The organism is Streptomyces albicerus (assembly GCF_008905045.1).
In the GTDB taxonomy this organism is placed as follows: domain Bacteria; phylum Actinomycetota; class Actinomycetes; order Streptomycetales; family Streptomycetaceae; genus Streptomyces; species Streptomyces albicerus.
Genome location: NZ_VWMY01000044.1, coordinates 36,894 through 58,783 on the forward strand (window position 1 = coordinate 36,894; position 21,890 = coordinate 58,783).

The window sequence follows — 21,890 nt, forward strand, 5'->3', positions numbered from 1 at the left end:
GTCTGTCTCGCAGGCCGGCGGCCCCGCCCTCAGGGGCGCAGGCCGATGCCTGGGAGTGGACTCTGTGTGCCTGCGGTGCCTCAGGTCGGCCTGACGAAGCATCACTTGGGCGGCAGGCTCGCCGCGAAGGCGTGCCCCTCGTCGACCCAGTCGCCGAGCACGTCGTCCTCCGCGAGGGCGGAGCCGGCGACGAGGATCCAGCCGCGCATCGGGCGGCCCGTCATGTCGAACACACGCGTGCCCGGCCGGGACAGCGCCGTGTCCGTGGCGTCGGGGCCGACGCGGACCATCAGGTCGTCGCCGCTCACGCCTACGGCCATGTTGCCGCGGTGCAGGAAGGCGATGCCCCCGAACATGCGCTTCTCGGTGACGTCCGGCTCGGCGCCGAGGCGCTCCCGGATCCGTTCGGCGAGTCCTTCGTCGTACGCCATGTGGGATCCTCATTCCCGTTCGGTGAGCCGGTGTTCGAGGTCGCGCAGGTCCACGCTGATCGAGGAACGGACCTGGCGGGCCAGGAGCGGTGCCGCCAGCCGGTAGAAGCCGCCCTCACCAGCCTGGACGCGGACGAAGTACGCCGCCCGGGTGACCTCGACGCCGACACCGAAGCCGCCGCCCGCCTCACGGGTCAGCTCCGCCGTGCGGATGTCCTGGGTCCACTCGGCGTCGTGCCGCCCGTCCATGGCGTACGTCGCCACCTGCTCGGGCGGCAGCGGGATCACCCGCTCCGCCGGCACGTCGATCGTCATCGTGCTGCCGCCCTGTCCTCCCGACCGGGATCCGTTGGTCTCAGGATCCTCGCGTCGGCCGCTCCGCGCACGGTAACCGTCGGGCGCGCTGCGAGGCTCCGCCCCGCGAGACGCCGCATGCCGAGCCGGGACCCGGACCGGTCGGGCCTGTCGGCTGCCTCGAGACAAGACAACCCGATGGCCCCATCAACTCCGGCCGATGATGCGTACCGCGTCGACGACCTCACTGCCCTGTGCCAAGGAGTCGACCCCGGAAGACGCGGGCTTCACCTTCAGCCGCTTCGACGGCACCGCCATGACCGTCTGACCTCTCGGCCGCCCGCTCGTTCAGGGGGTGCTGGGCGTTGACCGCGCACCGGTGTCTGCGCCGGGTGACCGGCGGGCCCCTCGGGCCCGTCGGAAGCGGATGAGCGCCACGGCGGTGATGAGCAGGGCGGCGAAGACGAGAGTGATCGCCGTGGGGCCGGCGGTGTTCAGCGCATCGCTGATGGCGCGTTGGACGGCGCCGGCCGCGTCGATGACCGGGTCCTGGGTGGTCGGGTCGCGTTGGACGCGGATTTCGTACCAGCCGTAGTACGCGACGTACGCGCCCATGCTCAGGAGGAGGGCGCCGCCGAGCCGGGGTACGAGGGCGCCGGCGCGGCGCAGGCGGGTGACGGCGGTGCTGTGGGTGAGGGCGACGGTCAGCGCGGCGGCGCCGACGATCAGGCCCATCCCGGCGGCGTAGGCGGCGAACAGGGCGATGCCCTCGCCGGTGGAGCCGCTGCGGAAGGCGGAGACGACGATGGCCAGGAACGGGGCGATGGTGCAGCCGAGGGAGGCGGTGGCGTACGCCATGCCGAACAGTGCCATCGAGGGCAGCGAGCGGGTCAGGGCCGGGGCGCGGCGCATTTTCGGGGCCAGGGCGGGCAGTTGGCGCCCGGCCAGCAGCCAGGTGCCGGCCGCCGCCATGAGCAGTCCGAAGGCGATGGTGAACCAGGGGAGGTGCTCCTGCACCTGGCCCGCGACGGGTTGGACGGCCAGGCCGAACACGCCGAAGAGTGCGGCGAATCCGACGGTCATCGCCGCGGTCGCGGTGAGCGCCCGGCTGACGGCGACGGTGCGGCTGGGGGAGCCGTCGCCGAGGACGAGCAGAGAGAGGTAGGCGGGCAGCAGGGCGAAGCCGCACGGGTTGACGGCGGCGAGCATGCCCGCGGTCAGGGCGAGGGCGAGCGGTAGATCGGCCATGGCGGGTCAGCCGACGAGCGGGCTGACTTTGTCGGCGAGGCCCTTGCCGGCCGGGAGGCTGCCGGTGAAGACGGTCTTGCCGTCCTTGTCGAGGATCACGTAGATGCTTTGCTGGGTGATCTCGAACTTCTTCCAGATGTCCCCGGCCTCGTCGGCCAGGTTCGGGAAGGTGCCGACCTTGGTGTCGGTGACGAAGTCCTTCATGGCCTGCGTCTTGTCGAGTCCGGCCACCCCGATCACGTGCGCCTGGCCCTGGAACTGGGCGGCGACCTTGGCGGTTTCGGGGCCCTGGGCCTTACAGGTGGGGCACCATGGCGCCCAGAACCACAGCACGACGGGCTTGCCCGCCAGCGTGGCCGCGTCGAACGGCTTGCCCTCCACGGTCGTGCCGGTGAACCGCAGGGCCTTGGGGACCGCCGCGGTGCCGGCCCCTGCCTGCGCCGACGCGGAGGAGCCGGAGCCTGTGGGGCCGGTCTTCTCTGCGTCACCGCTGGAGGAGGCGGTCTTCTCCGTGCCGCAGCCGGCGAGGGTGAGGGCGGTGGCGGCCAGCAGGCCGGGGAGGATCAGGCGGGCACGCATGGCGGGACGGCTCCTGTGGTCGGGGTCGGCTGAACTGTAGGCCTGGCGGCGGGCGGTATGCGCGGGGGCGGGTGCTTACGGTTCGGTGACGTCAGCCCGCGTGGTCGGCGAGCCGCTCCGGGTCGAGGACGGTGATGCGGCCCCGGGCCAGGCGGATCAGGTGCTGGTCGGCGAAGTCGCGCAGCACCTTGGTGCACGTTTCGCGGGAGGTGCCGGCCAGGGCGGCGATCTGCTGGTGGGTGAGCGCGATCTGCGGGCCGCGGGCCCCGAGCACTCGGGGGCGGGTCTCGGCCGCGAGGGTCAACAGGGTGGTGGCGATGCGCTGCGGCACGGACTTGAAGACGCTGTCGGACAGACGCTGTTCGAGGTCGGTCAGGCGCCGTCCGAGGATCTCCGTGATGCGGGCGGAGATCCGGGCGTCGGACAGCAGGAAGCGGTGGACGTCGGCGCGGCTCATCACGCAGACGGTGACGTCGTCGAGGGCTTCGGCGAAGTTGTCGTACATCCGCTGCCCGAGCAGCACCATCTCGCCGAAGATGGTGCCCGGGCTGATGATCGCGCAGGTCAGGGCACGGCCGTCGGCGGAGACCCGGAAGATGCGCACCCGGCCCTTCTTGAGGATGAACAGCACCTCGGAGGGCTGGGAGGGCGAGTACAGCAGTTCTCCGGCGCTGTAGGTCTTCATCGGGGCCGCGGCGGCGATGGCGTCCATCTCCGCGTCGTCCAGGTCGCGGAAGATGTCGACCTCGGAGATGCACCAGGTCTTCTCGGCGTCGTCGCCGGTGTGGCTCATGTGGTGTGGTTCCTCGCGTCGTCCCGGTGCCCAGGGCGGGGGTGCGGCACCCCACGCCGGGCTGGCCAGCGCGCCCTCGCTGCTGGCCAGACAGTAGTCGTCCGGGGCACCCAGGACAGGCTCGGTACCCCGGAGTGGTGCGCCGGAACCAGGTGTTGACGCTGGTGGGATCGGTGTCATCCGGTGGTCCGGCCGGTCTGCCTGCCCGCCATCCGGGCGACGAGCGAGAAGGTGAGTCCGGCCAGGAGGCCGAAGACGAGGTGGGCGCCGAGGCTGGAGGAGGTGACGTCGTTCCATTCGAAGACGGGCATGCCCAGGTTGGCGGGCATGATCCACAGGGCGCCGACGGTCCACCACACCGCGCCGTAGGCCAGGCCGAGGAGCACGGCGGGCGCGAGGCGCTGGGCGAACTGGCCCAGCAGGGCGCCGAAGGTGATGCCGGCGAAGAGCGCGATGGACAGATGGACCAGCCAGCCGACGACGGCGTTGGTCGAGCCGAGGAGACCCGCGACCATGGTGATCATCGCGGTGTCCATCATCGGCCTCGACACCGACATCCAGATGCCCATCCCGACACCGCCGACCAGACCGGCCGCGGCGCCCCACACCGCGTGCACCGGAATGACGGCCGTGCTCGGGGAAACGCGCAGGGTCGTGCTCATGATGACTGTCCTCCTGGTGCGGTGACTTTCTGCTCTTGTCGCTGACGCTAGGACGTGGGGCATGTACAGGTATGTGAGGGCGCTTACGTACCCGGCGGTAGAGGTACGGCCGTCAGGCCCACAGGGCGGGCGTCACGTGGTACCCGGCCGGCGGCGCAGGAGGTGGCGCAGAGCGACGAGGCCCTGCAGGGCGGCGGCCGGGCGCAGCAGAGTGGGGCGGGGCCGTTCGGGCATGGTGCCGCGGCGGAGGGCGACGACGGTGACCGTGACGACCGGTACCGCCCACGCGGCGATCGCAGTAACCCGCAGCGCGCGGCTCGGCTCGTGCCGCAGCACCAGCCAGGTCCAGAACGCGGCATCGGCAAGGGAGTCGGCGTAGTCGCCGAACGGGGACACGGTCTCCTGCCGGCGCGCCAGGCGGCCGTCGGCCAGGTCCAGGCCGATCGCCACCACCCCCGACCAGCGGCACGGCCCCAGGGCCGTGGCGGGGAGACTTCCGCGGATCAGGGTGAGGGTATCCGCCGGTGCGAGTCGGTCGCGGCGCTCGAGCAGGCCCAGATGCAGGGCTCCGAGCAGCCACCCGGCCGCCACCCAGCCTCGCCCCGGTTCGCGATCGCGGGCGAGGGCGAACAGCAGGCCGTGCAGGACGGTGAGCTGGGCCAGCGCCCTGGGGCGGCGGACCGCCTGCCGCACCGACCGGTCAGCCGCCAGCCACAGGAAACGCGCCACGGCGTACGGTCTCCAGCGGCCCTCTCTCAGCGTCCCCAGCAGGGCGTCGGTTGCCGCGCGGCTGTCGGTGAGGTCGGACATGGACACGTCGGTGGGCCTTTCGCCGGGCGCGGAGCGTGCTCGCTCACCGTAAACAGCCGACGCGGGGGCGGAACATGCGCGCGCTCACCCATCCGCCCGTGCGCCGGACGTAGCGTCCTGTTCCGGACGAGGCGCAGGCCGAAGCGCAAGAGGGCACACTTCCAGAGCGTGACTCGGTCGGCCAACTTGTTCAGGCGGGCAGCCCACGAGGCTTGCGCTTCAGGGACGGCGCCGCGGTGGACCCTGGCGGGGGAGGGGAGAGGGCCGCGGAGAGCGGCGCCTCCCCGCGGACCTTGGTTGCGCGTACGCCGGTCAGTGGCTGCCGGCGAGTTCGCCGCTGAGTGTCTTGTGGATGTGGGCGCTGGGTTCGTTCAGGCCGATGATCTCGACGGTCTTGCCGCGCTGGGTGTACTTGGTCTCGATGGCGTCCAGGGCGGCGACGGAGGAGGCGTCCCAGATGTGGGCGGCGGACAGGTCGATGACGACTTTGTCGGGGTCGTCCGCGTAGTTGAACTGCCCGACGAGGTCGTTGGAGGAGGCGAAGAACAGCTCGCCGGTGACCCGGTAGACGACGGTGGCGTGGTCGGGGTCGGTGACGGCGGTGACCTCGGCGAGGTGGGCGACGCGCTTGGCGAAGATGACCATCGCGGTGATCGAGCCGACGACGACACCGATGGCGAGGTTGTCGGTGGCGACCACACAAGCGACGGTGACCACCATGACGGTGATCTCCCCGGCGGGCATCCGCTTGAGGGTCTTCGGGGCGATGGAGTGCCAGTCGAAGGTGGCCGCCGACACCATGACCATCACGGCGACCAGCGCGGCCATGGGGATGTCGGAGACGACCGGGCCGAAGGCGATGCACAGCACCATCAGGAAGGCGCCGGCGAGGAAGGTGGACAGGCGGGTGCGGGCCCCGGACACCTTCACGTTGATCATCGTCTGGCCGATCATTGCGCAGCCGCCCATGCCGCCGAAGAAGCCGGTGACGATGTTGGCGACGCCCTGGCCGAGGGACTCGCGGGTCTTGGAGGAGTGGGTGTCGGTGATGTCGTCGACCAGCTTCGCGGTCATGAGCGACTCCATCAGGCCGACCAGGGCCATGGCGAGCGCGTATGGGGCGACGGTGGTGAGGGTGTCCAGGGTGAAGGGCACGTCCGGCAGGCCCGGCACCGGCAGTGAGGAGGGCAGGTCGCCCTTGTCGCCCACGGTCGGTACGGCGATGCCGGCCGCGAGCGTGATGACGGTGAGGATGACGATCGACACCAGCGGCGCCGGGATCACCGTGGTGACCTTCGGGAAGAACACCATCAGCGCCAGGCCGGCGGCGATCAGCGGATAGACCGGCCAGGGCACGTCCGTCATCTCCGGGACCTGCGCCATGAAGATGAGGATGGCGAGGGAGTTGACGAAGCCGACCATCACGCTGCGCGGCACGAACCGCATCAGCTTCGCCACGCCGAGCGCGCCGAGGACGATCTGGAAGACACCGGCGAGGATGACGGCGGCGACCAGGTAGCCGAAGCCGTGCTCCCGGTTCAGCGGGGCGATGACCAGGGCGACCGCGCCGGTGGCCGCGGAGATCATGGCCGGGCGGCCGCCGACGACCGCGATGGTCACGGCCATCGTGAACGAGGCGAACAACCCGATGGCCGGGTCGACCCCGGCGATGATCGAGAACGAGATCGCCTCCGGGATCAGCGCCAGGGCGACCACAAGACCGGCCAGCACCTCGGTGCGCAGCACCTTCGGATCGGACAGCCAGGACGGACGCCGGGCGCCGCGCAGCCACGCGGCCGGGGACAGTGCGGAGGAAGACAAGACGAAGGGAACCTGTCGTGCTCGGGCACACCCGGCATCACGACGGGCGCGCAGGAAGGCATGGAGCGCATGGCGGACCGAGGGCGGCCCGCCACAAAGTCCGCGAGCGGCGCGGACCGGAGTCAGGGGGCAGCAGCGAAGCGACCCGCGAGGGGATCGAGCGCTCCTTGGGGGCGAAGGGTCACGGCGGGCAGGCAGCGGCGACGCCGGGCATCACGGACATGCGCACGCTCTCTCCTGCGGATTACGGTCTTCGCCGGGGGCTTCGTCGGCCCCGACACGGCTGACGGTCACGGGACGGCATCCCGCACCATGGGAACGGGCACGGCAGGCAGCCGACCCAACACCGGGGCAACTCTACCCTAACGTTAGAGTAGAGATCGGCGCGGGGCCCCGCGGTCGCGGCGAAAGACGAGGAAGGCACCCCGCGTGAGCAGCGAGCACATGCAGATCGGCGAGGTCGCCGCACGGACCGAGCTGTCGCTGCGCACCATTCGGCACTACGAGGACACCGGCCTCGTCATTCCCTCCGCCCGCTCCCAGGGCGGTTTCCGCCTCTACACCGAGGCCGACGTCGCCCGCCTCATGGTCATCCGCCGCATGAAGCCGCTCGGCTTCACTCTCGACGAGATGCGCGCCCTGCTGGAGGCCACTGACCGCCTCGACTCCGGTGAGGAGCTGCCGCCCGAAGAGCGGGAGCAACTGCTGGAGCGCATACGGGGCTTCGAGCAGGCCGCGCAGCAGCGGGTCGAGGACCTGCGTAGCCAGCTGGCCCGGGCGGAGGAGTTCGCGGCCACGCTGGCGGACCGCCTCGCCCGGACTCCCGCGCCCTGAAGCAGACCCCTGGTTCCGCCTCCGCCACCCTCATGGGCCGGCCGACTCGCACCCCGGCCACGTGATCGCTGCAGTGCTGCGCGGACAACCATCGCCGTACTGCGCCATGGGCCGCCCGCATGCGGCACCGGGCATACGTGCCGGTGGACAAGAGTTGCATCCGGTACCCAGGTACAGGCTTACCGTCGATTTCCAGGGCCGCCTCAGCAGGATGCGGTCATACCGACAGGGGGTGCGCGATGGTGCCGTGGGTGCCGGTTGCATGCACACTGCCGACCGCTGAGCGGCCGCTGCGCGTGGCGGAGTTCGACGCGCTGTTCGCCGACGCGCTGCTCGACGTCGACCGGCCAGAGCCCGGCCGCGTACGGCTGGTGCTCAACGAGGCGGTGGAGGAGCGGGCCCGGGAGCTCGCACAGCGGGAGACCGCCTGCTGCTCCTTCTTCACCTTCGCCTTCCACCGTGATGAACAGGGGCGGCTGCAGATGGACGTCGGTGCACCCGCCGAGCACTCGGCGGTCGTGGAGGCACTCGCCGTGCGGGCCGAGGCCACGCGGGCGGCATCGTGACCACGCAGACGCTGCGCAGCGGGCAGGTCGCCGAGGCGGCGGGGGTGAACCCGCAGACGCTGCGCTACTACGAGCGGCGCGGCCTGCTGCCCGAGCCGGAGCGGTCCAACGGCGGGCACCGCATGTATCCGCCGTATGCCGTGACCGTTCTGCGGGTGATCAAGGCCGCGCAGCGCCTCGGCTTCACCCTGGGGGAGATCGCCGAGCTGCTTGAAGCCGGCACACACGGGCACGGTCGCGGCGATGCCGGGCTCCAGCGACGGGCTCGACGGAAGATCGCCGAGATCGACGCGAAGATCGCCGACCTCAACGTGATCCGCACCAGTCTCATCGACGCGGTCGCGGCCGGCTGCGACGACCTGACCGTGTGCGCGAGCAGTCCGGCCTGCCCGCTGCCGTTCGCCGAACTCGTCGAGGAGGGCCGCCGTAGCGGACCGTGCTGCTGATCCTCGGCGCGCCGGCCGGGCGCCCGGTGTGCTCGGCACTCTGGCCGGGCTCGCCTGCCTGGCGTGCTGCCTGTTGCCCGTGCTCATCACGGCCGGCGTCCTTGGCGGCGGAGCAGCCGCGGTCGTCGGATGGTTCCCCGCCCCCGCCCTCGCTCGTGCCCTCGCGTCGGCAGCGGCCGCTGCCGGAACCAGGTGGCTGAGCCGGCGCCGCCATCGGGCCGGATGCTCCTGCTCACGGTCGGCCACCAGGCCTGCCTGCGGGTGCGGCGGCATGACCGCCCCGGCGGCGGGCGGCCGCCCTGCACGACCGGAGCAGAGCCACGCCCGCCGGGCGGAAGAGACTCCGCTCGGCCTGCGGACCGGTGGAATCCATCCATGACGGACTTGTGCTTTCCGGTCACCGTGGCGCATTGTTGTCGCCGCGTCGCCCTTCGTACCCTCCCCCCGGCACGGAGAGCGCCGCAGCGCCCGCCGGTCCGTACCGCAGGGCGCACCTCTGAGTGCCCCGGCCCGCGTCCCCCCGTCGCAGGCCGGGGCACCGTGGGCTCCCCTCGTCTCGGCGGCGACCGCCCGTAGGAACCAGAGCGTCCTCTGCGAGGCGCGGCGATCCCTGCGTGGTTGGGCGGGTGGCGGCGAGCGCCTCGTCCAGCCCTCGGCCAATGGACCAGGTGTGACATCTGCAGCGCCCGGCGCGCTGTAGGAGGTGGACCGCGACGGCGGCTCCCTGAGGCCCGCTTTCCCCCCGTGAGCGGGCACTCGTTGCTGGGGCAGGCAGGCCACATCCCCCGTCGCCTGCCTGCCTCGCGCAGTCCGCATGCCCCCGGCAGCGCACGATCTGGGCGTGGAGCGATGCGGTGCCCGCGGGGGAAGGGCAGGTGTGCACGTGCTTGTGGCGGATCGGTACCAGCTCGACGAACCGCTGGGCCGCGGCGCGATGGGCGCAGTCTGGCGCGCCACCGACCAGATCCTCCACCGGCCGGTTGCGGTCAAGCTGCTGCACACCGACCAGCCGGAGCAGGTAGCGGCGACCGATGCCGAACGCTTCCGTCTGGAGGCCCGGACCGCTGCCCGCCTCAACCACCCCCACGTGGTCGCCGTCTACGACTTCGGCTCCCATGACGGCCGGCCGTACTTGGTCATGGAGCTCGTCGACGGCTGGACCCTGGCCCAGGAGCGGTCCCGGCGAGGAACCCTGCCCCCGCAGGAAGCAGCCGGGATCGCGGCGCAGATGGCGGCCGGTCTGGCCGCCGCCCATCGCCAGGGCGTGATCCACCGGGACATCAAGCCCGCCAACGTGATGCTCACCGCCGACCGCACCGTGAAGATCACCGACTTCGGGATCGCATGTTTCACCGACGAGGCCGCCAGCACCCTGACCGCCGCCGGAAAGATCGTCGGCAGTGCCGCCTATCTGGCGCCCGAACGCGCCCTGGGCCGCCCCGCGCAGCCCGCCTCGGACATGTACTCCCTGGGCTGTGTGCTGTACGAACTGCTCATCGGCCGCCCGCCGTTCACCGGCGCAACCAGCCTGGCCGTGGTCCAGCAGCACGTCGAGGCCGCCCCGGTGCCGCCCACCCGGCTGCGCCCGGACATCCCCGGCCCGCTCGCCGAGCAGGTGCTGCGGCTGCTGGCCAAGGATCCCGCACAACGCCCCACCGCCGACCAGACGGCCGCCTGGCTGTCCAACACGGCGCAACCGGCCGGCCCGCCGGCACCGCAGCAGATGTCTCCGGCCGACTCGCCCCCGCTGCCGTCGCCGTCGCCCTCAGCGCACCTGCCCCGGACGGCTGGGCTCCCAGCGGCGATCCGGCGGCGGGCCGTCCGGCGTCCTGGCATGTCCCCGAAAGCCCTGTTCGCCCTCGCCGGCATCGTCGTGTTCGCCGTTTCGGCAGCCGTCGGGGTGGCACTGACAACCGACGGCGGCTCCTCGCCGAATCCCGCGAGCACGCCACCTCCCGCTTCCTCGCCGGCCACCGAGAAGTCCACCGCCGCGCCCCTGCCGTCGATGTCCTCCGCACCGGTGGCTGACGACGACAACGACGACGAAGACGCGGAAGAAGAGGCGGAGGAGGAGCGCAAGGCAGCCGAGAAGGAACAGAAGCGACAAGAGGAAGAACGGAAGAAGCAGGAAGAGGAGAGGAAGAAGGCTGCGGAAGAAGCGCGCGACGACGACTGACCCGACACCGAGGCGCACCCGGACGGCATTCGGCCACCCGGAGTCGCATGTGCCAGGACTGGTTACGGCTTCTCCACCGTCGTCAGCCACAGCTGCACGTACCGCTCCACGTCGACGCCCAACGCCACGTCCACCAGGCTCTGTTCGCGTGCGTCGCCATGGAACTCGGACTCGCCGGGACGAGGGCGGCGATCGACGATCGTCTGGCCTCGGGCGGGGCCCGGGGCCAGGCTCACCTCGACCGGGATGCGTTCGGTGGTGATCCCCTCCGGGTCGACGACCGCGCAGACCGCGCCCGCGTCGCCGAGGCCGCCCATGGGGGTGGGGTCGCCGGAGGTGGCCGGGTCGCGGTGGGCGAGCAGCTCACCGGCCAGCCGGAGCCGGGGGTCCGAGCTCACGCGCAGCCGCTGGACATCCGCGGCCGGGACGAGGACCTCCTTGAACACGTCGAGTCCGTACATCGTGATCGGTACCCCGGCGGTGAGCAGGATCGCGGCGGCCTCCGGGTCGTGCCACACGTTGAACTCCGCGACCGGCGTGGCATTTCCGGTCGCCACCGCGCCGCCCATGAACACGATCCGCTCGATGTTCCGCACGACTTCCGGGTGCGTACGCAGCAGCAGCGCGATGTTGGTCAGCGGCGCGGTGGGGATCAGGGTGACCGGCCTCGGCGAGGCGAGGATCTCCCGCCGCAGCAGCGTCACCGCGTCCACGTCGACCGGCACCCGGGCCGGCGCGGGCAGCCCGAGGTCGCCCATCCCGTCCTGCCCGTGCACGTGCCGCGCCGTCCGCACCGGCTCGATCAGCGGCCGCTCGGCACCCCGCGCGACCGGAATACCGGGGGCGCCGGCCTGCTCCAGCACGGTCAGGGTGTTGCGGACGACCCCGTCCACATCGGTGTTCCCGGCCACGCAGGTCACCGCGCGCACGTCGAGACCGGGATGCCGTACGGCGAACAGCAGGGCCAGGGCATCATCGACACCGGTGTCGCAGTCGATGATCACCGGGATGGGCTGACCGGTCACAGCGATGCTCCTTCGTCCAAGAGTGTCTGTTCGACAGTGACCATACGCAGCCGCTCGTGGTCCGGCGCCGCAAACCCCGACCCGGCGCCGATCCGATCCAGGAGTGCCGCGACGGGCATCGCCGCCCCCGACGGCTCCGTGTGGTCAGGGGGCGTCGCCACAGTCCTTCCACACACCGTCTTCCTTGACCAGGGGAAGCTCGAGGCTGTTTTCGGGGATCTCCTTGATGTGGGTGTAGGCCACCGCTTTGGTGTCGCTGATCCGCGTGACCTTGTCGAGAACCAGGTGGAGGGCCCCCTGCAGCGGGCGATCCGGGCCGTCGTGCTCGCGGCGTTCACTCGCACACGCATTTGCGTAGAGATCCCGATAGCTGGAGTCGGGATCGTTCACGACGTCGATGAGTCTCTGGGCGGCTCCCTCCGGGGTGTTGTCGTACCCCTCCGGCCGTATCGCCAGTATGACGACGCCGATCACGACGCCGGTCAGTACCGCCGCACCAGAGATCAAGGCCGTCCTCCGCCGCCACCAGACGGGCCGCGGTGGCTGCGGCGGTCGGCCGTCCGTCGGCTGCTCGGAGGGGTCCGGGATGGGTACGGGGCTGTCGTTGGCCATCGTGTCTCTCCTGGACGTGGCACCGGCGCTCTCCGTGAAGGGGGCATGGTGCGGGGCCGGACGGCTGCCGTCTGCCGCCCTCGCCGCCCACACGGCTGGGGCAGTTGTCTAACACCTTGGACTCGGGAGGGGTCCCGCAGCCGTGCACGTCGCCGGGCTACCCGCAGCCGCGCTGTCGCCCCGCCGGTCCACGTCCGGTGCGGCGCGCCGGCTCTCGTCCTGTCGCTCGCAGCCTTCGGGCTGCTCGCCCTCGTCGACAACGCCGCATACGGCAGCTGGCTTCGCAGTCGTTGAACGGTGCAGGGTGGCGGGATCCGGGGCCATGCCCGAACAGTGGCCGCGCCGGGGCGGGCTGTCACCGGATGTGCCCCCTCCCGTACAGTCCGTGGTGCCAGCGCTCCGTTACGGCCAAGCCCAGTGGTTGACCAGGAGAAGAAACATGGACACCGAAGCCAGTCCCGGCTCCCCTCCGTACGGTCCCGGAACGGGGCGGTCGGTCCCCGAAGCCGAGCCTGGACTCGTGGAGCGGTGGCGTTCCGGGGGAGGCGAACTGGTCGAGCTGCTGTCCCAGGTGCGCGAGAGGTCCGGCGGCCTTGCCGCGTTCCGCCTCGGGTCGGCCCCCACCGTTCTGGTCACCGATCCGCAGGCGGTCCAGCACGTACTCGCCCGGCACCCGGAGCGGTACGTCAAGCGCTCCCACCGCGCCCGTGTGCTGATCGGTGACGGCGTCCTCGCCGCCACCGGTACGGCATGGAAGCAGCAACGCCGCTTGTTGCAGTCCCAGTTCACCGGTACCGGGATGCGTCGCTACGAACAGCGGATCACCGAGGCTGCCCGGACCACCGCCGGGCGCTGGGCCGGGTACGCCCGTACCGGGCAGACCTTCGACGTCGGGCAGGAGATGCGCCGCTTCGCCCTGGACGCCATCTGGCGCTCCCTCACCGGGCATCCCCTCGATGACGGGACCGAGCGCGAACTGGCCGCCGTGGCAGCCGTGGCGACCGCCCTGCCGACTCTGCCCGCCGATGCCACCGACGCCGTTGCCGCCGATCTCGCCCGAATTGATGCGGTCGCCCGGCACGCCATAGAGGCCGCCCGCAGCGGGGCGGCCGGCCCGGACGGCCCGGGCCTGCTGCACGTCCTGATCGACGCCGCCGCCGAGCGCCCCGAGTACACCGACCGGCTGATCCGCGACGAGCTGGTCACGTTGCTCGTGGCCGGGCACGAGACCACCGCCACCACCCTGACCTGGCTCTACCTGCTCCTCGACCGACACCCCGCCGCCCGCGAACAAGCGCTCGCGGCCGGCGGCGAAGGCTCAGCGGAACGCCGCCAGGCCATCCAGGCCCTGGTCCACGAGACGCTCCGGCTCTACCCGTCCGCCTGGATCCTGCCCCGCCACGCCACCGAGGACGACACCCTTGCCGGCTACACCGTCGAGGCGGGCACCGACCTCCTGATCTGCCCGTACCTCACGCACCGCGATCCCGAACTGTGGCCAGACCCAGAGCACTTCGACCCGCGGCGCTTCCTCATCCCGGACGGCCGACCTTCCCACCCGGGCGCCTACTTCCCTTTCGGTATCGGTCCCCGCGCCTGCCTGGGCCTGCAATTCGCGCTCCGCGAATCGACCGTGCTGCTCGAACACCTGCTGCCGGTCCACACCCCGGCCTTCCACTCCACCCCCACGAAGGCGGTGTACGGCATCACCGTCCGCCCCGACGGCCCCACCCCCGCAACCCTGGTACCGCCTGGCAGTTCGTCGAACGGCCGCTGACGCGGGTGGAGGACACCCGCGTCAGCGTCGCCTCGTACGTATCAGGCCGGATCGTGGGCCGGGGTGGGTGCGGTGGTCGAAGGGCTTGCCGGAGTGTCCGGTTCGTCGTGGGCGAGGCGGTGGAAGAGCTTGCCCGGCCACCAGAACCAGCGGCCCAGGTCGAGGGCGAGGGCGGGCACCAGGACCGTACGGACGAGGAACGTGTCCAGCAGGACGCCGATGCCGACGAGGACGCCCATCTGGGCCATGGTCACCAGTGGCAGCCCGGCGAAGACGGCGAAGGTGGCAGCCAGGACGACGCCCGCGGAGGTGATGACGCCTCCGGTACTGGTCAACCCCTCCAGGACGCCGCGCGTGTGGCCGAGACGGCCGGCTTCCTCCTTCACCCGGTGCATGAGGAAGATGTTGTAGTCGATGCCGAGGGCGACCAGGAAGACGAAGCCCATGAGCGGGATCGACCAGTCGACGCCCGCGAAGCCCAGGACGTGTTCGAAGAGCAGGTTCGAGGCCCCGAGCGCTCCGAAGTACGACAGCACCACGGTGGCCAGGAGCAGCAGCGGGGCGACAAGGGCTCGTAGCAGCCCGATCAGGACCGCCAGGACGACCAGGAGCACGATCGGGATGACCGTGGTGAGGTCGCGGTCGGCGGCCCGCTGGGTGTCGAGGGTCTCGGCGGTCGTGCCGCCGACGAGGGCGTCCATCGGGTGCACGGCCTCGCGGAGGTCGTCGATCGTGTCCTTTGCCGCCTGGCTGTCGGGAGTGGCCTTCAACACCACGGAGAGCGTGGTGAGTTCACCGTCCGGGGTACGGTCGACGTCATCCTCGACGCGGGCGACGCCGTCCACGCCGGAGGCGGCCGTGCGGACGCTGGCGGTCTCGTCGGTGCTGGTGACGATCTTCGCGGGATCGGACGCCCCGGACGGATAGTGGGCCGAGATCTTCTCCTGGGCGACGACCGACTCGGGCTTGTCCTGGAACATCTCGGCCTGCGTCAGGCCCATGGAGACGCCGGCCGCGCTGAGCGCGAGGGCGCCGGTGACGGCGACGGACATCATCCACGACCAGCGGGGGCGCTGGGCGACGGCCGCTCCGATGCGGGACCACACGGTGCGCGGCTTGCGGGCGGGCGTGCCGTACCGCGGGACCAGGGGCCAGAACACCCAGCGGCCCGTGATGACGAGCAGCGCCGGCAGCACCGTGACCATCGCCAGGAAACCGCAGACGACGCCGACCGCCCCGACCAGCCCCAGCGAGCGCGAGGAGTTGATGTCGGCGAAGGCCAGGCAGGCCAGGCCGACCGCGATGGTGGCTGCGGAGGCGAGGATCGCCGGCCCCGAGCGGCGCAGTGCGATCCGCATGGCCGCGTGCCGGTCCTCGTGGCGGTGCAGTTCCTCGCGGTAGCGGGCGATGAGCAGCAGCGCGTAGTCGGTGCCGACGCCGAAGACGAGCACCATCAGCACACCCGCGCTCTGCGGGTCCACCGGCAGCCCGGCATGCTTGGCCAGCAGATAGGTGCAGACCTGGGTGAGTACGGCGGCGAAGCCGACGGAGAGCAGGGGCAGCAGCCACAGGATCGGGCTGCGGTAGGTGATCAGCAGCAGGACGGCCACGACCAGGCCGGTGGCGAGCAGCAACGTCGAGTCGAGGCTGTCGAAGACCGCCACCGAGTCGGTGAGGGATCCGGCGGGGCCGCCCACCTCGATGTCCACGCCGGACGGAGCGTTGGCCCCGGCGATCTCGCGCAGCTCGTCGACCTTGTCGGTGATCTCGTCCTCGCTGTCCAGCGGAACGACGGTCATCAGGGCCTTGCCGTCCTCGGACGGGATCGGCCGCGAGACCTCCTCGCCCGCGGGGGCGAAGCGCTCGAAGGCGGTCCGGTCGGCGGCGGCCTTCGCGTCCGCGCCGTCGCCGGTGTAGACGACGACGGCGGGCATGACCGGGTCCGTACGGAACTTCTCCAGCTCCGTGTTGACCCGCGCGGACTCGGCGCCGCGCGGCAGGAAGGCGTTGGCACTGGTGTCCTCGACGTCGCCGAGCTTGCCGGCCAACGGGCCGAGCGCGACGGCCACGATCAGCCAGGCCGCCAGGACGAGCCACTTGCCGCGCCGCCCGCCGGGCGCACGGGCGACACGCTGCAGCAGCGCACGCATGAGTAATCTCCTTGGTGTGGAACGCGCCGCCGGTCGGTGACCGGCACAAGGGCGCACGGGACCCGCACCACGGCGTAGAAGGTGTGACGACCTGCCGTGGCGTACGGGATGGGTGTGTCCGGGGTGTGTTCTTCCTTGGTACGGCCGGGAGTTGCCGCTCCCGGCCGTACGCGGTCGGCCGCGGCCGGGTGTTATTCGATCTCGCGCATCATCTTCTCCATCGAGCCGACCGCGAGCCGGGTCTGCGTCAGTTCGTCGAGGGTCTGCCGCTGTTCCTCGGCCGTCCGGCGCTGCAACTCAACGGTGTCTTCGAGGAGTTGGGCGTACTTCGTGGCGAGTTCCTTGTACTGCTCCTCGCGTGCGGCCAGCATTCGGGCCCGCCAGGTGGCGGCGGCCTGCCAGACGATGACGATCAGCAGGGTGAAGAGTCCGGCCGCGCCGACGGCGCCGACCAGAATCCCCCACTCGTCCTCTCCGGCGGCGAGGGTCACCAGTTGCTCATTCACTTCGCTTCCTCTTTCGCGGTCCGGTCGGTCCGGTCGGCGTTCTCGGTGATCGTCGCGGCTGCCCGTGCGATGACGGGGGGCGTCAACTCGTAGAAGAAGGGCGCGACTTCGTAGTACTTCATCGCCTTGCCGTCCTCCGAGAGTTCGAGCGTGCCGACGACCAGTCCGGCCGCCTCCAGGCGCTGCAGGTGCATGTGCAGCAGCGGGCGGCCCATCCCGATCTCGCGGGCCAGCGCGCTGACGTAGTTGCGGTTCTCCACGAGCGCCGCGACGATCCGCAGGCGGTGCGGATTGCCGAGCGCGGAGAGCACCTTCAGCAACTCGTCGCCCGTCGGTGCCGGAGGCGGGACCTCGGCCATCGTGGCCCCCTTCCGTCGTGCCTGTCAGAAAAGGCTGACAGCTCCCTCGATCACCTGTCAAAGATTCCTGACACATGTCGGGGAGAGATGGGGGACATCTCAGGGTCGGCTAGGGGACACGTCCGGGTCTTGCCGCTCGCGCGGGTACTCCTGGTGTCGTATGCACATGGGCGTTCCCGCCCATAACGGTGCGAGTGCTCCAGCGGCAGCCGGCCTCGTCCAGATGCGCGGCGGCAGCGTCCAAGAGATCCAATCGGGCGCCGTTGTCCGGATCCCGGTCGGTGAATGGCAGCACTGGTACGGAGCCACGCCCGGGAGGTCGAGTGGGCCGGCAGCACGTGCACGCGGAACAAGGCCGGCCAATGCGCATGCGACTGACTATGGTGCGTCCTCACAGTCAGGCGAATCCTTGTGCAGCAGGCGGGACCTGACCTCGTTCTTGAGGACCTTGCCGACCTTCGACCGGGGGAGGTCCGGCCACACCTCGACCTGCTTGGGCGCTTTGACGCTGCCGATGCGGGCCTTTACGAAGGCGCGTACGTCGTCGTCGGTGACGCTCTGATCAGGGTGGAGCTGCACGACCGCCGTCACCCGCTCGCCCCACTTGTCGTCCGGCAGTCCGACGACCGCGCAGTCCTGGACGGCCGGGTGTTCCATCACGGCCTGCTCGACTTCGGCGGAGTAGACGTTGAAGCCACCGCTGATGATCATGTCCTTCGCGCGGTCGACGATGAAGAGGTAGTTGTCGGCGTCGAGGTAGCCGATGTCCCCGGTGTGGTGCCAGCCGTGCCGGGAGGCCTCTTCGGTGGCCGAGGGGTTCTTGTAGTAGCCCGCCATCACCAGGGAGCCACGCACCACGATCTCGCCGCGCTCGCCGGGTGGCAGCAGTCGGCCCTCGCTGTCCATGATGGCGACGGTCACCAGCGGGGCGGGGCGCCCGGCGGAGGCGAAGCGCTCGACGGCGAGCGAGCCGTCGGCGTGGAAGTGCTCCGCGGGCGCCATCGTCGAGATCATCATCGGCGCCTCGGACTGGCCGAAGAGCTGTGCCATCACCGGGCCGATCCGGTCGATGGCCTCCTCCAGCCGGGTCGCCGACATGGGGGCCGCGCCGTACCAGAGGCAGCGCAGCGACGTCAGGTCGGTGGACGCCAGGTCGGGGTGGCCGAGGAGCATGTAGATCAGAGTCGGGGGCAGGAAGGTGTGGGTGACGCGGTGGCGTTCGACCTGCGCGAGGAAGTCGGTGAGGTCGGGGGCCGGCATGATGACGATCTCGCCGCCGAGGGTCATGACGGGGAAGCACAGCACTCCGGCCGCATGGGTCAGCGGGGCCAGCGCCAGGTAGACCGGGCGGGTGCCGAAGGGGTAACTCATCAGTGTCAGCGCGGACATCGTCTCGATGTTCCGGTCGGTGAGCATGACGCCCTTGGGGCTGCCGGTGGTGCCGCCGGTGCCGACGAGCATGACGGTGTCGTCGGCCGGCGTGGCCTCCCACGGTTCGGCGGGCACACCGTCCAGCCAGCGAGCGAAGGGCACGCCCAGGTCCGGGGATCCGTCGAGGCAGACCAGCGTGGTGAGCTTAGGCAGGTCCGGGAGGATCTTCGCGATCAGCGGGGCGTACGCCTCCTGGAAGATCAGGCAGGTGCAGTCGAAGAGGTCCAGCAGGTCGCGGTTCTCGGCGGCTTCGTTGCGGGGGTTGACCGGGCACCACACGGCGCCCGCCCGGGAGATGCCGAACACACAGGAAAACGCGGTGGGATCGTTGGCGGACAGGACCGCCACCTTGTCCCCGGGCCGTACGCCTGACCGGTCCAGGGCCCGGGCCACCCGCCAGGACAGTTCCTGGACCTCGCCATAGGTGAGGGTGCGGTCCCCTGTGGTGAGGCAGGGTGCTCCGGGGCCCAGGGAGGTGCCCTTGTCGAGGTAGTCGGTCAGACGCACGGCAGCACCCTTTCAGCTGTGGACGGTGAGCACCGGGTCGAGTACGAGCCCGAAGCTCTTGAGTACGCCGAGCAGTTCGCGGTGGCCGAAGGCCTGGCAGGCCGAGGCCAGGCCGGCGCGGCGGGGCGGCTGCTGGAGGAGTGAATACGCGGCGTACGCCTGGAGCAGCCCGGTCTGCTTGTAGTTGCTGTTGCCGTGAATCACGCAGTGGGCACGGCCCAACGGGCCCGAGGCGTGGACGGAGTCCACCGAGGTGTTGATCCGCGGGTTCTCCCGGGGTGGCATGCCGGCCTGGACCGATGCGGCCACCTCGGCCAGGGCGGCGTCCTGTTGGTCGGTCGGGAGGGTCTTGATCTGCGACTCGACCATCTTCACCGTGTCGACGACGCCCTGCATGACGGCGCGGTCCGTGACCCCGCCGAGCACCCTGCAGGTCGCCACCCGCGGGTCGTTCTTGAACCACACGGGGTGGCTGGTGCCGCCCCACGGCAGGGCCAGCGCCGTTTCGTGCTGTCCGGGGACGGTGACTTCGACGGCCGTGAGCGGGTCCCACTTCTTGTACTGGTTCTCCTCCAGGTAGTGCCAGTCGGCCTTCAGGATGGTGAAGATCGTCTGCGTCGAGGCGTACGTCGGGAATCCCTTCCACAGCACGAGGATGTCGAGGGTGTCCAGTCCGGGGGTCTCCAGGCAGATGTTGGCCGCGATCTCCCCGGTGGTGTACATCTGCGCGACGCCGGGGGAGAGCAGGAGGCCTTTCTCGGCGTACTGGTCGCCCCACCTGGCCTGGGCGTCGAGGACCCAGTCCTGCTCGCCGGTGGTGTCGAGGTAGTGGCAGCCTGCCGCGAGGGCGGCTTCTGCGACCTCCGGCCCGTACTTGATGAACGGGCCGACCATGTTGCTCACGACCCTGGCGCCGCGGAAGAGCTCGGTCAGCGGTCCGACCGCGTGCTCGACCTCGACGACCTCGTGGTCCACGGTGTCGATGCCGGGGACCTTGTCGAGGACGTCCTGAATACGCGCCTTGTCGCGGCCGGCGGCGATGAAGGGGACGTTGTACTCGCGCAGGTACTCGCAGACGAGACGGCCGGTGTAGCCGGAGGCGCCGTAGACGACGACGGGCTTGTCACTGCTCATGCTCATGCGTCCTTTCGGAGGAGGGAGGGGACGAGGGGCCCGTCACATGCCCATGCCACCGTCGACCGGCAGGCCGGCGCCGGTGATGAAGCGGGCGCCGTCGGAGGCGAGGAAGACCACCGCGTCGGCCATGTCGGCGACCTCGCCGAGCCGGCCGAGCGGGGTCAGGCCGATGACGTCACCGACGGCCGCTTCCGCGCTGGGCCACAGGCCGAGCGTCACCATGTCGGCCGCGAGCTTGGCGCCCATGTCGGTCGGTACCAGTCCGGGGTAGACGCAGTTGACGCGTACGCCGAAGCCGAGCTTTCCGGATTCCAGCGCCGCCACCCGGGTGAGCCGGTCGACCGCCGACTTCGTCGCGGCGTAGCCCGCGATGCCGGGGAACGGGATGGTGGCCGCGACCGACGAGATGTTGACGACCGCACCGCCGCTGCCGGCCGGACCGCCGGGCCGCATCGCGCGGAACGCGTGCTTGACGCCGAGCGCCGTCCCGAGGACGTTCACCTCCAGCATCCGGCGCACGTCGGCCGGGTCGAGGTCGACGACCAGACCGGAGATCTTGACTCCGGCGTTGTTGACGAGGATGTCCAGGCCGCCCAGCTCGGCGATCGTCTGCGAGACGGCCGATTCCCAGCTCGCGTCCTCGGTCACATCGAGCGAGACGAATCCGGCGGTGGCGCCGGACTCCTTCAGCGCATCGGCAGTCGCCTTGCCCAGCTCCTCCTGGATGTCGCCGATGACGACGGCGGCGCCGGCCCGGGCAAGCGCCTCGGCCATCCCGGCACCCAGTCCGCGGGCACCGCCCGTCACCAGGGCCTTGCGTCCGGTCAAGTCGTACACACTCATGGAACATCTCCTCATTGAGATGACTGCACTGCGTGACAGCGCCGCACGCTCAGCCGCAGGCCGGCAGCCCGGACCGTGGGACGCAACGCCAGCGTAGGCACTTCTTGACAGTCGTCAAGACTTTCTTGGACGACTGTCAAGATTTTTGCCGAGAGCCGTCGCGGGCCGGGATAACCTGGTGGCGGACCCGCACGGTGCGGGCGGGCGGAAGGGCCGAAGTAGGCGGGGAGACGTGCTGTGACCCAGGTCGTGGGCAAGAACCAGGAACGGATCTCCCGGCGGCAGGTCGACAAGTTCGCCGAGCGGCGGGCGCAACTCGCCGCGTCCGCGCTGCAGACCCTGTCCGAGCTCGGCTATGCCCGTACGAGCTTGCGCGAGATCGCACAGAACTCCGAGTTCTCCCATGGCGTCCTGCACTACTACTTCCGCGACAAGGTGGAGCTGATCACCTACTGCGTGCGGCAGTACAAGGCGGAGTGCGTCACCCGCTACGACCAGATCGTCATCACCGCCGGCTCGGCCGAAGAGCTCAAGCACGGCTTCGGTGCGGCGATGGCCGGCACGTTGCGTGAGGACGCGACGATGCACCGGCTGTGGTACGACCTCCGGAATCAGGCTTTGTTCGAGGAGTCGTTCCGCGACGATGTCCTCGAGATCGACCAGAGCCTGGAACAGATGATCTGGCGCATCGTCAGTCACTACGCGGAACTCGCCGGTTCACCCGCCGCAGCCTCTCCCGCGGTCGCGTACGCACTCTTTGACGGGCTGTTCCAGCAGGCACTGCTCAGGTTCCTGACCGGACGTGACAGTGCCCCCGCCGATCTGCAGGCCGGCGTGGAACAACTCTTGGAGCGGTTGGTCACCCCCGCGTAAGCCCGGAGGC

General features: G+C 70.7%; 23 protein-coding genes. 7 read left to right on the forward strand and 16 right to left on the reverse strand.

All coding sequences use genetic code 11. The features are described from left to right. Positions 1-101 precede the first annotated feature (101 nt). The 8 genes from GAS53_RS34565 to GAS53_RS34600 all read right to left on the reverse strand — a co-directional run bounded on the left by GAS53_RS34565 (position 102) and on the right by GAS53_RS34600 (position 6,638). Positions 102-431: a TfoX/Sxy family protein gene (locus GAS53_RS34565; RefSeq protein ID WP_151481707.1), complete on the reverse strand. Its 330-nt coding sequence runs from the start codon at positions 429-431 to the stop codon at positions 102-104. Positions 432-440: 9 nt separating this feature from the next. Then, entirely contained in the window at positions 441-746 is a 306-nt protein-coding gene (locus GAS53_RS34570) for an SRPBCC family protein (protein ID WP_151481708.1), read from the reverse strand. A 327-nt stretch (positions 747-1,073) separates the two neighbouring features. Beyond that, positions 1,074-1,973, reverse strand: coding sequence for a cytochrome c biogenesis CcdA family protein (locus GAS53_RS34575; protein ID WP_151481709.1), 900 nt, complete (start codon positions 1,971-1,973; stop codon positions 1,074-1,076). Between the two features lie 6 nt (positions 1,974-1,979). Further along, a complete protein-coding gene (locus GAS53_RS34580) occupies positions 1,980-2,552 on the reverse strand; it encodes a redoxin domain-containing protein (RefSeq protein WP_151481710.1) in 573 nt (190 codons plus the stop codon). Positions 2,553-2,643: 91 nt separating this feature from the next. After that, positions 2,644-3,345: a Crp/Fnr family transcriptional regulator gene (locus GAS53_RS34585; protein ID WP_225859265.1), complete on the reverse strand. Its 702-nt coding sequence runs from the start codon at positions 3,343-3,345 to the stop codon at positions 2,644-2,646. A gap of 176 nt (positions 3,346-3,521) precedes the next feature. Further along, entirely contained in the window at positions 3,522-4,007 is a 486-nt protein-coding gene (locus tag GAS53_RS34590) for a hypothetical protein (RefSeq protein ID WP_151481712.1), read from the reverse strand. 132 nt (positions 4,008-4,139) lie between these two features. Then, positions 4,140-4,817, reverse strand: coding sequence for a CDP-alcohol phosphatidyltransferase family protein (locus tag GAS53_RS34595; RefSeq protein WP_151481713.1), 678 nt, complete (start codon positions 4,815-4,817; stop codon positions 4,140-4,142). Positions 4,818-5,129: 312 nt separating this feature from the next. Beyond that, positions 5,130-6,638 carry a SulP family inorganic anion transporter gene (locus tag GAS53_RS34600; RefSeq protein WP_151481714.1) on the reverse strand — a complete coding sequence of 503 codons (1,509 nt, stop codon included), beginning with the start codon at positions 6,636-6,638 and terminating at the stop codon, positions 5,130-5,132. A 429-nt stretch (positions 6,639-7,067) separates the two neighbouring features. Between GAS53_RS34600 and GAS53_RS34605 the strand changes: the two genes are divergently transcribed. The 4 genes from GAS53_RS34605 to GAS53_RS34620 all read left to right on the forward strand — a co-directional run bounded on the left by GAS53_RS34605 (position 7,068) and on the right by GAS53_RS34620 (position 10,660). After that, positions 7,068-7,472 (forward strand): MerR family transcriptional regulator, encoded by a 405-nt coding sequence (locus tag GAS53_RS34605; protein ID WP_151481715.1) that lies wholly within the window; start codon positions 7,068-7,070, stop codon positions 7,470-7,472. A gap of 251 nt (positions 7,473-7,723) precedes the next feature. After that, on the forward strand, positions 7,724-8,038 hold the full coding sequence (locus tag GAS53_RS34610; RefSeq protein WP_225859266.1) for a hypothetical protein: 315 nt from the start codon (positions 7,724-7,726) through the stop codon (positions 8,036-8,038). Next, positions 8,035-8,484: a MerR family transcriptional regulator gene (locus GAS53_RS34615; protein WP_151481717.1), complete on the forward strand. Its 450-nt coding sequence runs from the start codon at positions 8,035-8,037 to the stop codon at positions 8,482-8,484. The genes GAS53_RS34610 and GAS53_RS34615 overlap by 4 nt, the downstream gene beginning before the upstream one ends. 883 nt (positions 8,485-9,367) lie before the next feature. After that, positions 9,368-10,660 (forward strand): serine/threonine-protein kinase, encoded by a 1,293-nt coding sequence (locus GAS53_RS34620; RefSeq protein ID WP_225859267.1) that lies wholly within the window; start codon positions 9,368-9,370, stop codon positions 10,658-10,660. Positions 10,661-10,722: 62 nt separating this feature from the next. On the opposite strand, the gene GAS53_RS34625 is transcribed toward GAS53_RS34620, so the two are convergent. Both GAS53_RS34625 and GAS53_RS34630 read right to left on the reverse strand, forming a co-directional pair. Beyond that, positions 10,723-11,685 carry a nucleoside hydrolase gene (locus GAS53_RS34625; RefSeq protein ID WP_151481719.1) on the reverse strand — a complete coding sequence of 321 codons (963 nt, stop codon included), beginning with the start codon at positions 11,683-11,685 and terminating at the stop codon, positions 10,723-10,725. 144 nt (positions 11,686-11,829) lie between these two features. Then, positions 11,830-12,297 carry a hypothetical protein gene (locus tag GAS53_RS34630; protein WP_151481720.1) on the reverse strand — a complete coding sequence of 156 codons (468 nt, stop codon included), beginning with the start codon at positions 12,295-12,297 and terminating at the stop codon, positions 11,830-11,832. Positions 12,298-12,342: 45 nt separating this feature from the next. On the opposite strand from GAS53_RS34630, the gene GAS53_RS56810 reads away from it, so the two are divergent. Continuing rightward, complete coding sequence (locus GAS53_RS56810) at positions 12,343-12,591, forward strand: DUF6336 family protein (protein ID WP_151481721.1); 249 nt, start codon at positions 12,343-12,345, stop codon at positions 12,589-12,591. 145 nt (positions 12,592-12,736) lie between these two features. After that, a complete protein-coding gene (locus GAS53_RS34640; RefSeq protein WP_151481722.1) occupies positions 12,737-14,074 on the forward strand; it encodes a cytochrome P450 in 1,338 nt (445 codons plus the stop codon). Positions 14,075-14,115: 41 nt separating this feature from the next. Here GAS53_RS34640 and GAS53_RS34645 read toward each other — a convergent pair whose 3' ends face one another. From GAS53_RS34645 to GAS53_RS34670, 6 genes are all read right to left on the reverse strand, one after another. Continuing rightward, positions 14,116-16,224 carry an MMPL family transporter gene (locus tag GAS53_RS34645; protein ID WP_151481723.1) on the reverse strand — a complete coding sequence of 703 codons (2,109 nt, stop codon included), beginning with the start codon at positions 16,222-16,224 and terminating at the stop codon, positions 14,116-14,118. 191 nt (positions 16,225-16,415) lie between these two features. Then, a complete protein-coding gene (locus GAS53_RS34650) occupies positions 16,416-16,730 on the reverse strand; it encodes a hypothetical protein (protein ID WP_192583405.1) in 315 nt (104 codons plus the stop codon). Further along, positions 16,727-17,089, reverse strand: a complete 363-nt coding sequence (locus GAS53_RS34655; protein ID WP_151481724.1) for an ArsR/SmtB family transcription factor — start codon at positions 17,087-17,089, stop codon at positions 16,727-16,729. Before GAS53_RS34655 ends, GAS53_RS34650 begins: the two co-directional genes overlap by 4 nt. 378 nt (positions 17,090-17,467) lie before the next feature. Beyond that, positions 17,468-19,027 carry an acyl-CoA synthetase gene (locus GAS53_RS34660; protein ID WP_151481725.1) on the reverse strand — a complete coding sequence of 520 codons (1,560 nt, stop codon included), beginning with the start codon at positions 19,025-19,027 and terminating at the stop codon, positions 17,468-17,470. Between the two features lie 12 nt (positions 19,028-19,039). Further along, positions 19,040-20,161 carry a DUF5938 domain-containing protein gene (locus GAS53_RS34665; RefSeq protein ID WP_151481726.1) on the reverse strand — a complete coding sequence of 374 codons (1,122 nt, stop codon included), beginning with the start codon at positions 20,159-20,161 and terminating at the stop codon, positions 19,040-19,042. A 42-nt stretch (positions 20,162-20,203) separates the two neighbouring features. Next, positions 20,204-21,007 carry an SDR family NAD(P)-dependent oxidoreductase gene (locus GAS53_RS34670; RefSeq protein ID WP_151481727.1) on the reverse strand — a complete coding sequence of 268 codons (804 nt, stop codon included), beginning with the start codon at positions 21,005-21,007 and terminating at the stop codon, positions 20,204-20,206. Positions 21,008-21,244: 237 nt separating this feature from the next. On the opposite strand from GAS53_RS34670, the gene GAS53_RS34675 reads away from it, so the two are divergent. Continuing rightward, positions 21,245-21,880, forward strand: a complete 636-nt coding sequence (locus tag GAS53_RS34675) for a TetR/AcrR family transcriptional regulator (RefSeq protein WP_151481728.1) — start codon at positions 21,245-21,247, stop codon at positions 21,878-21,880. The last annotated feature ends 10 nt before the right edge of the window (positions 21,881-21,890 follow it).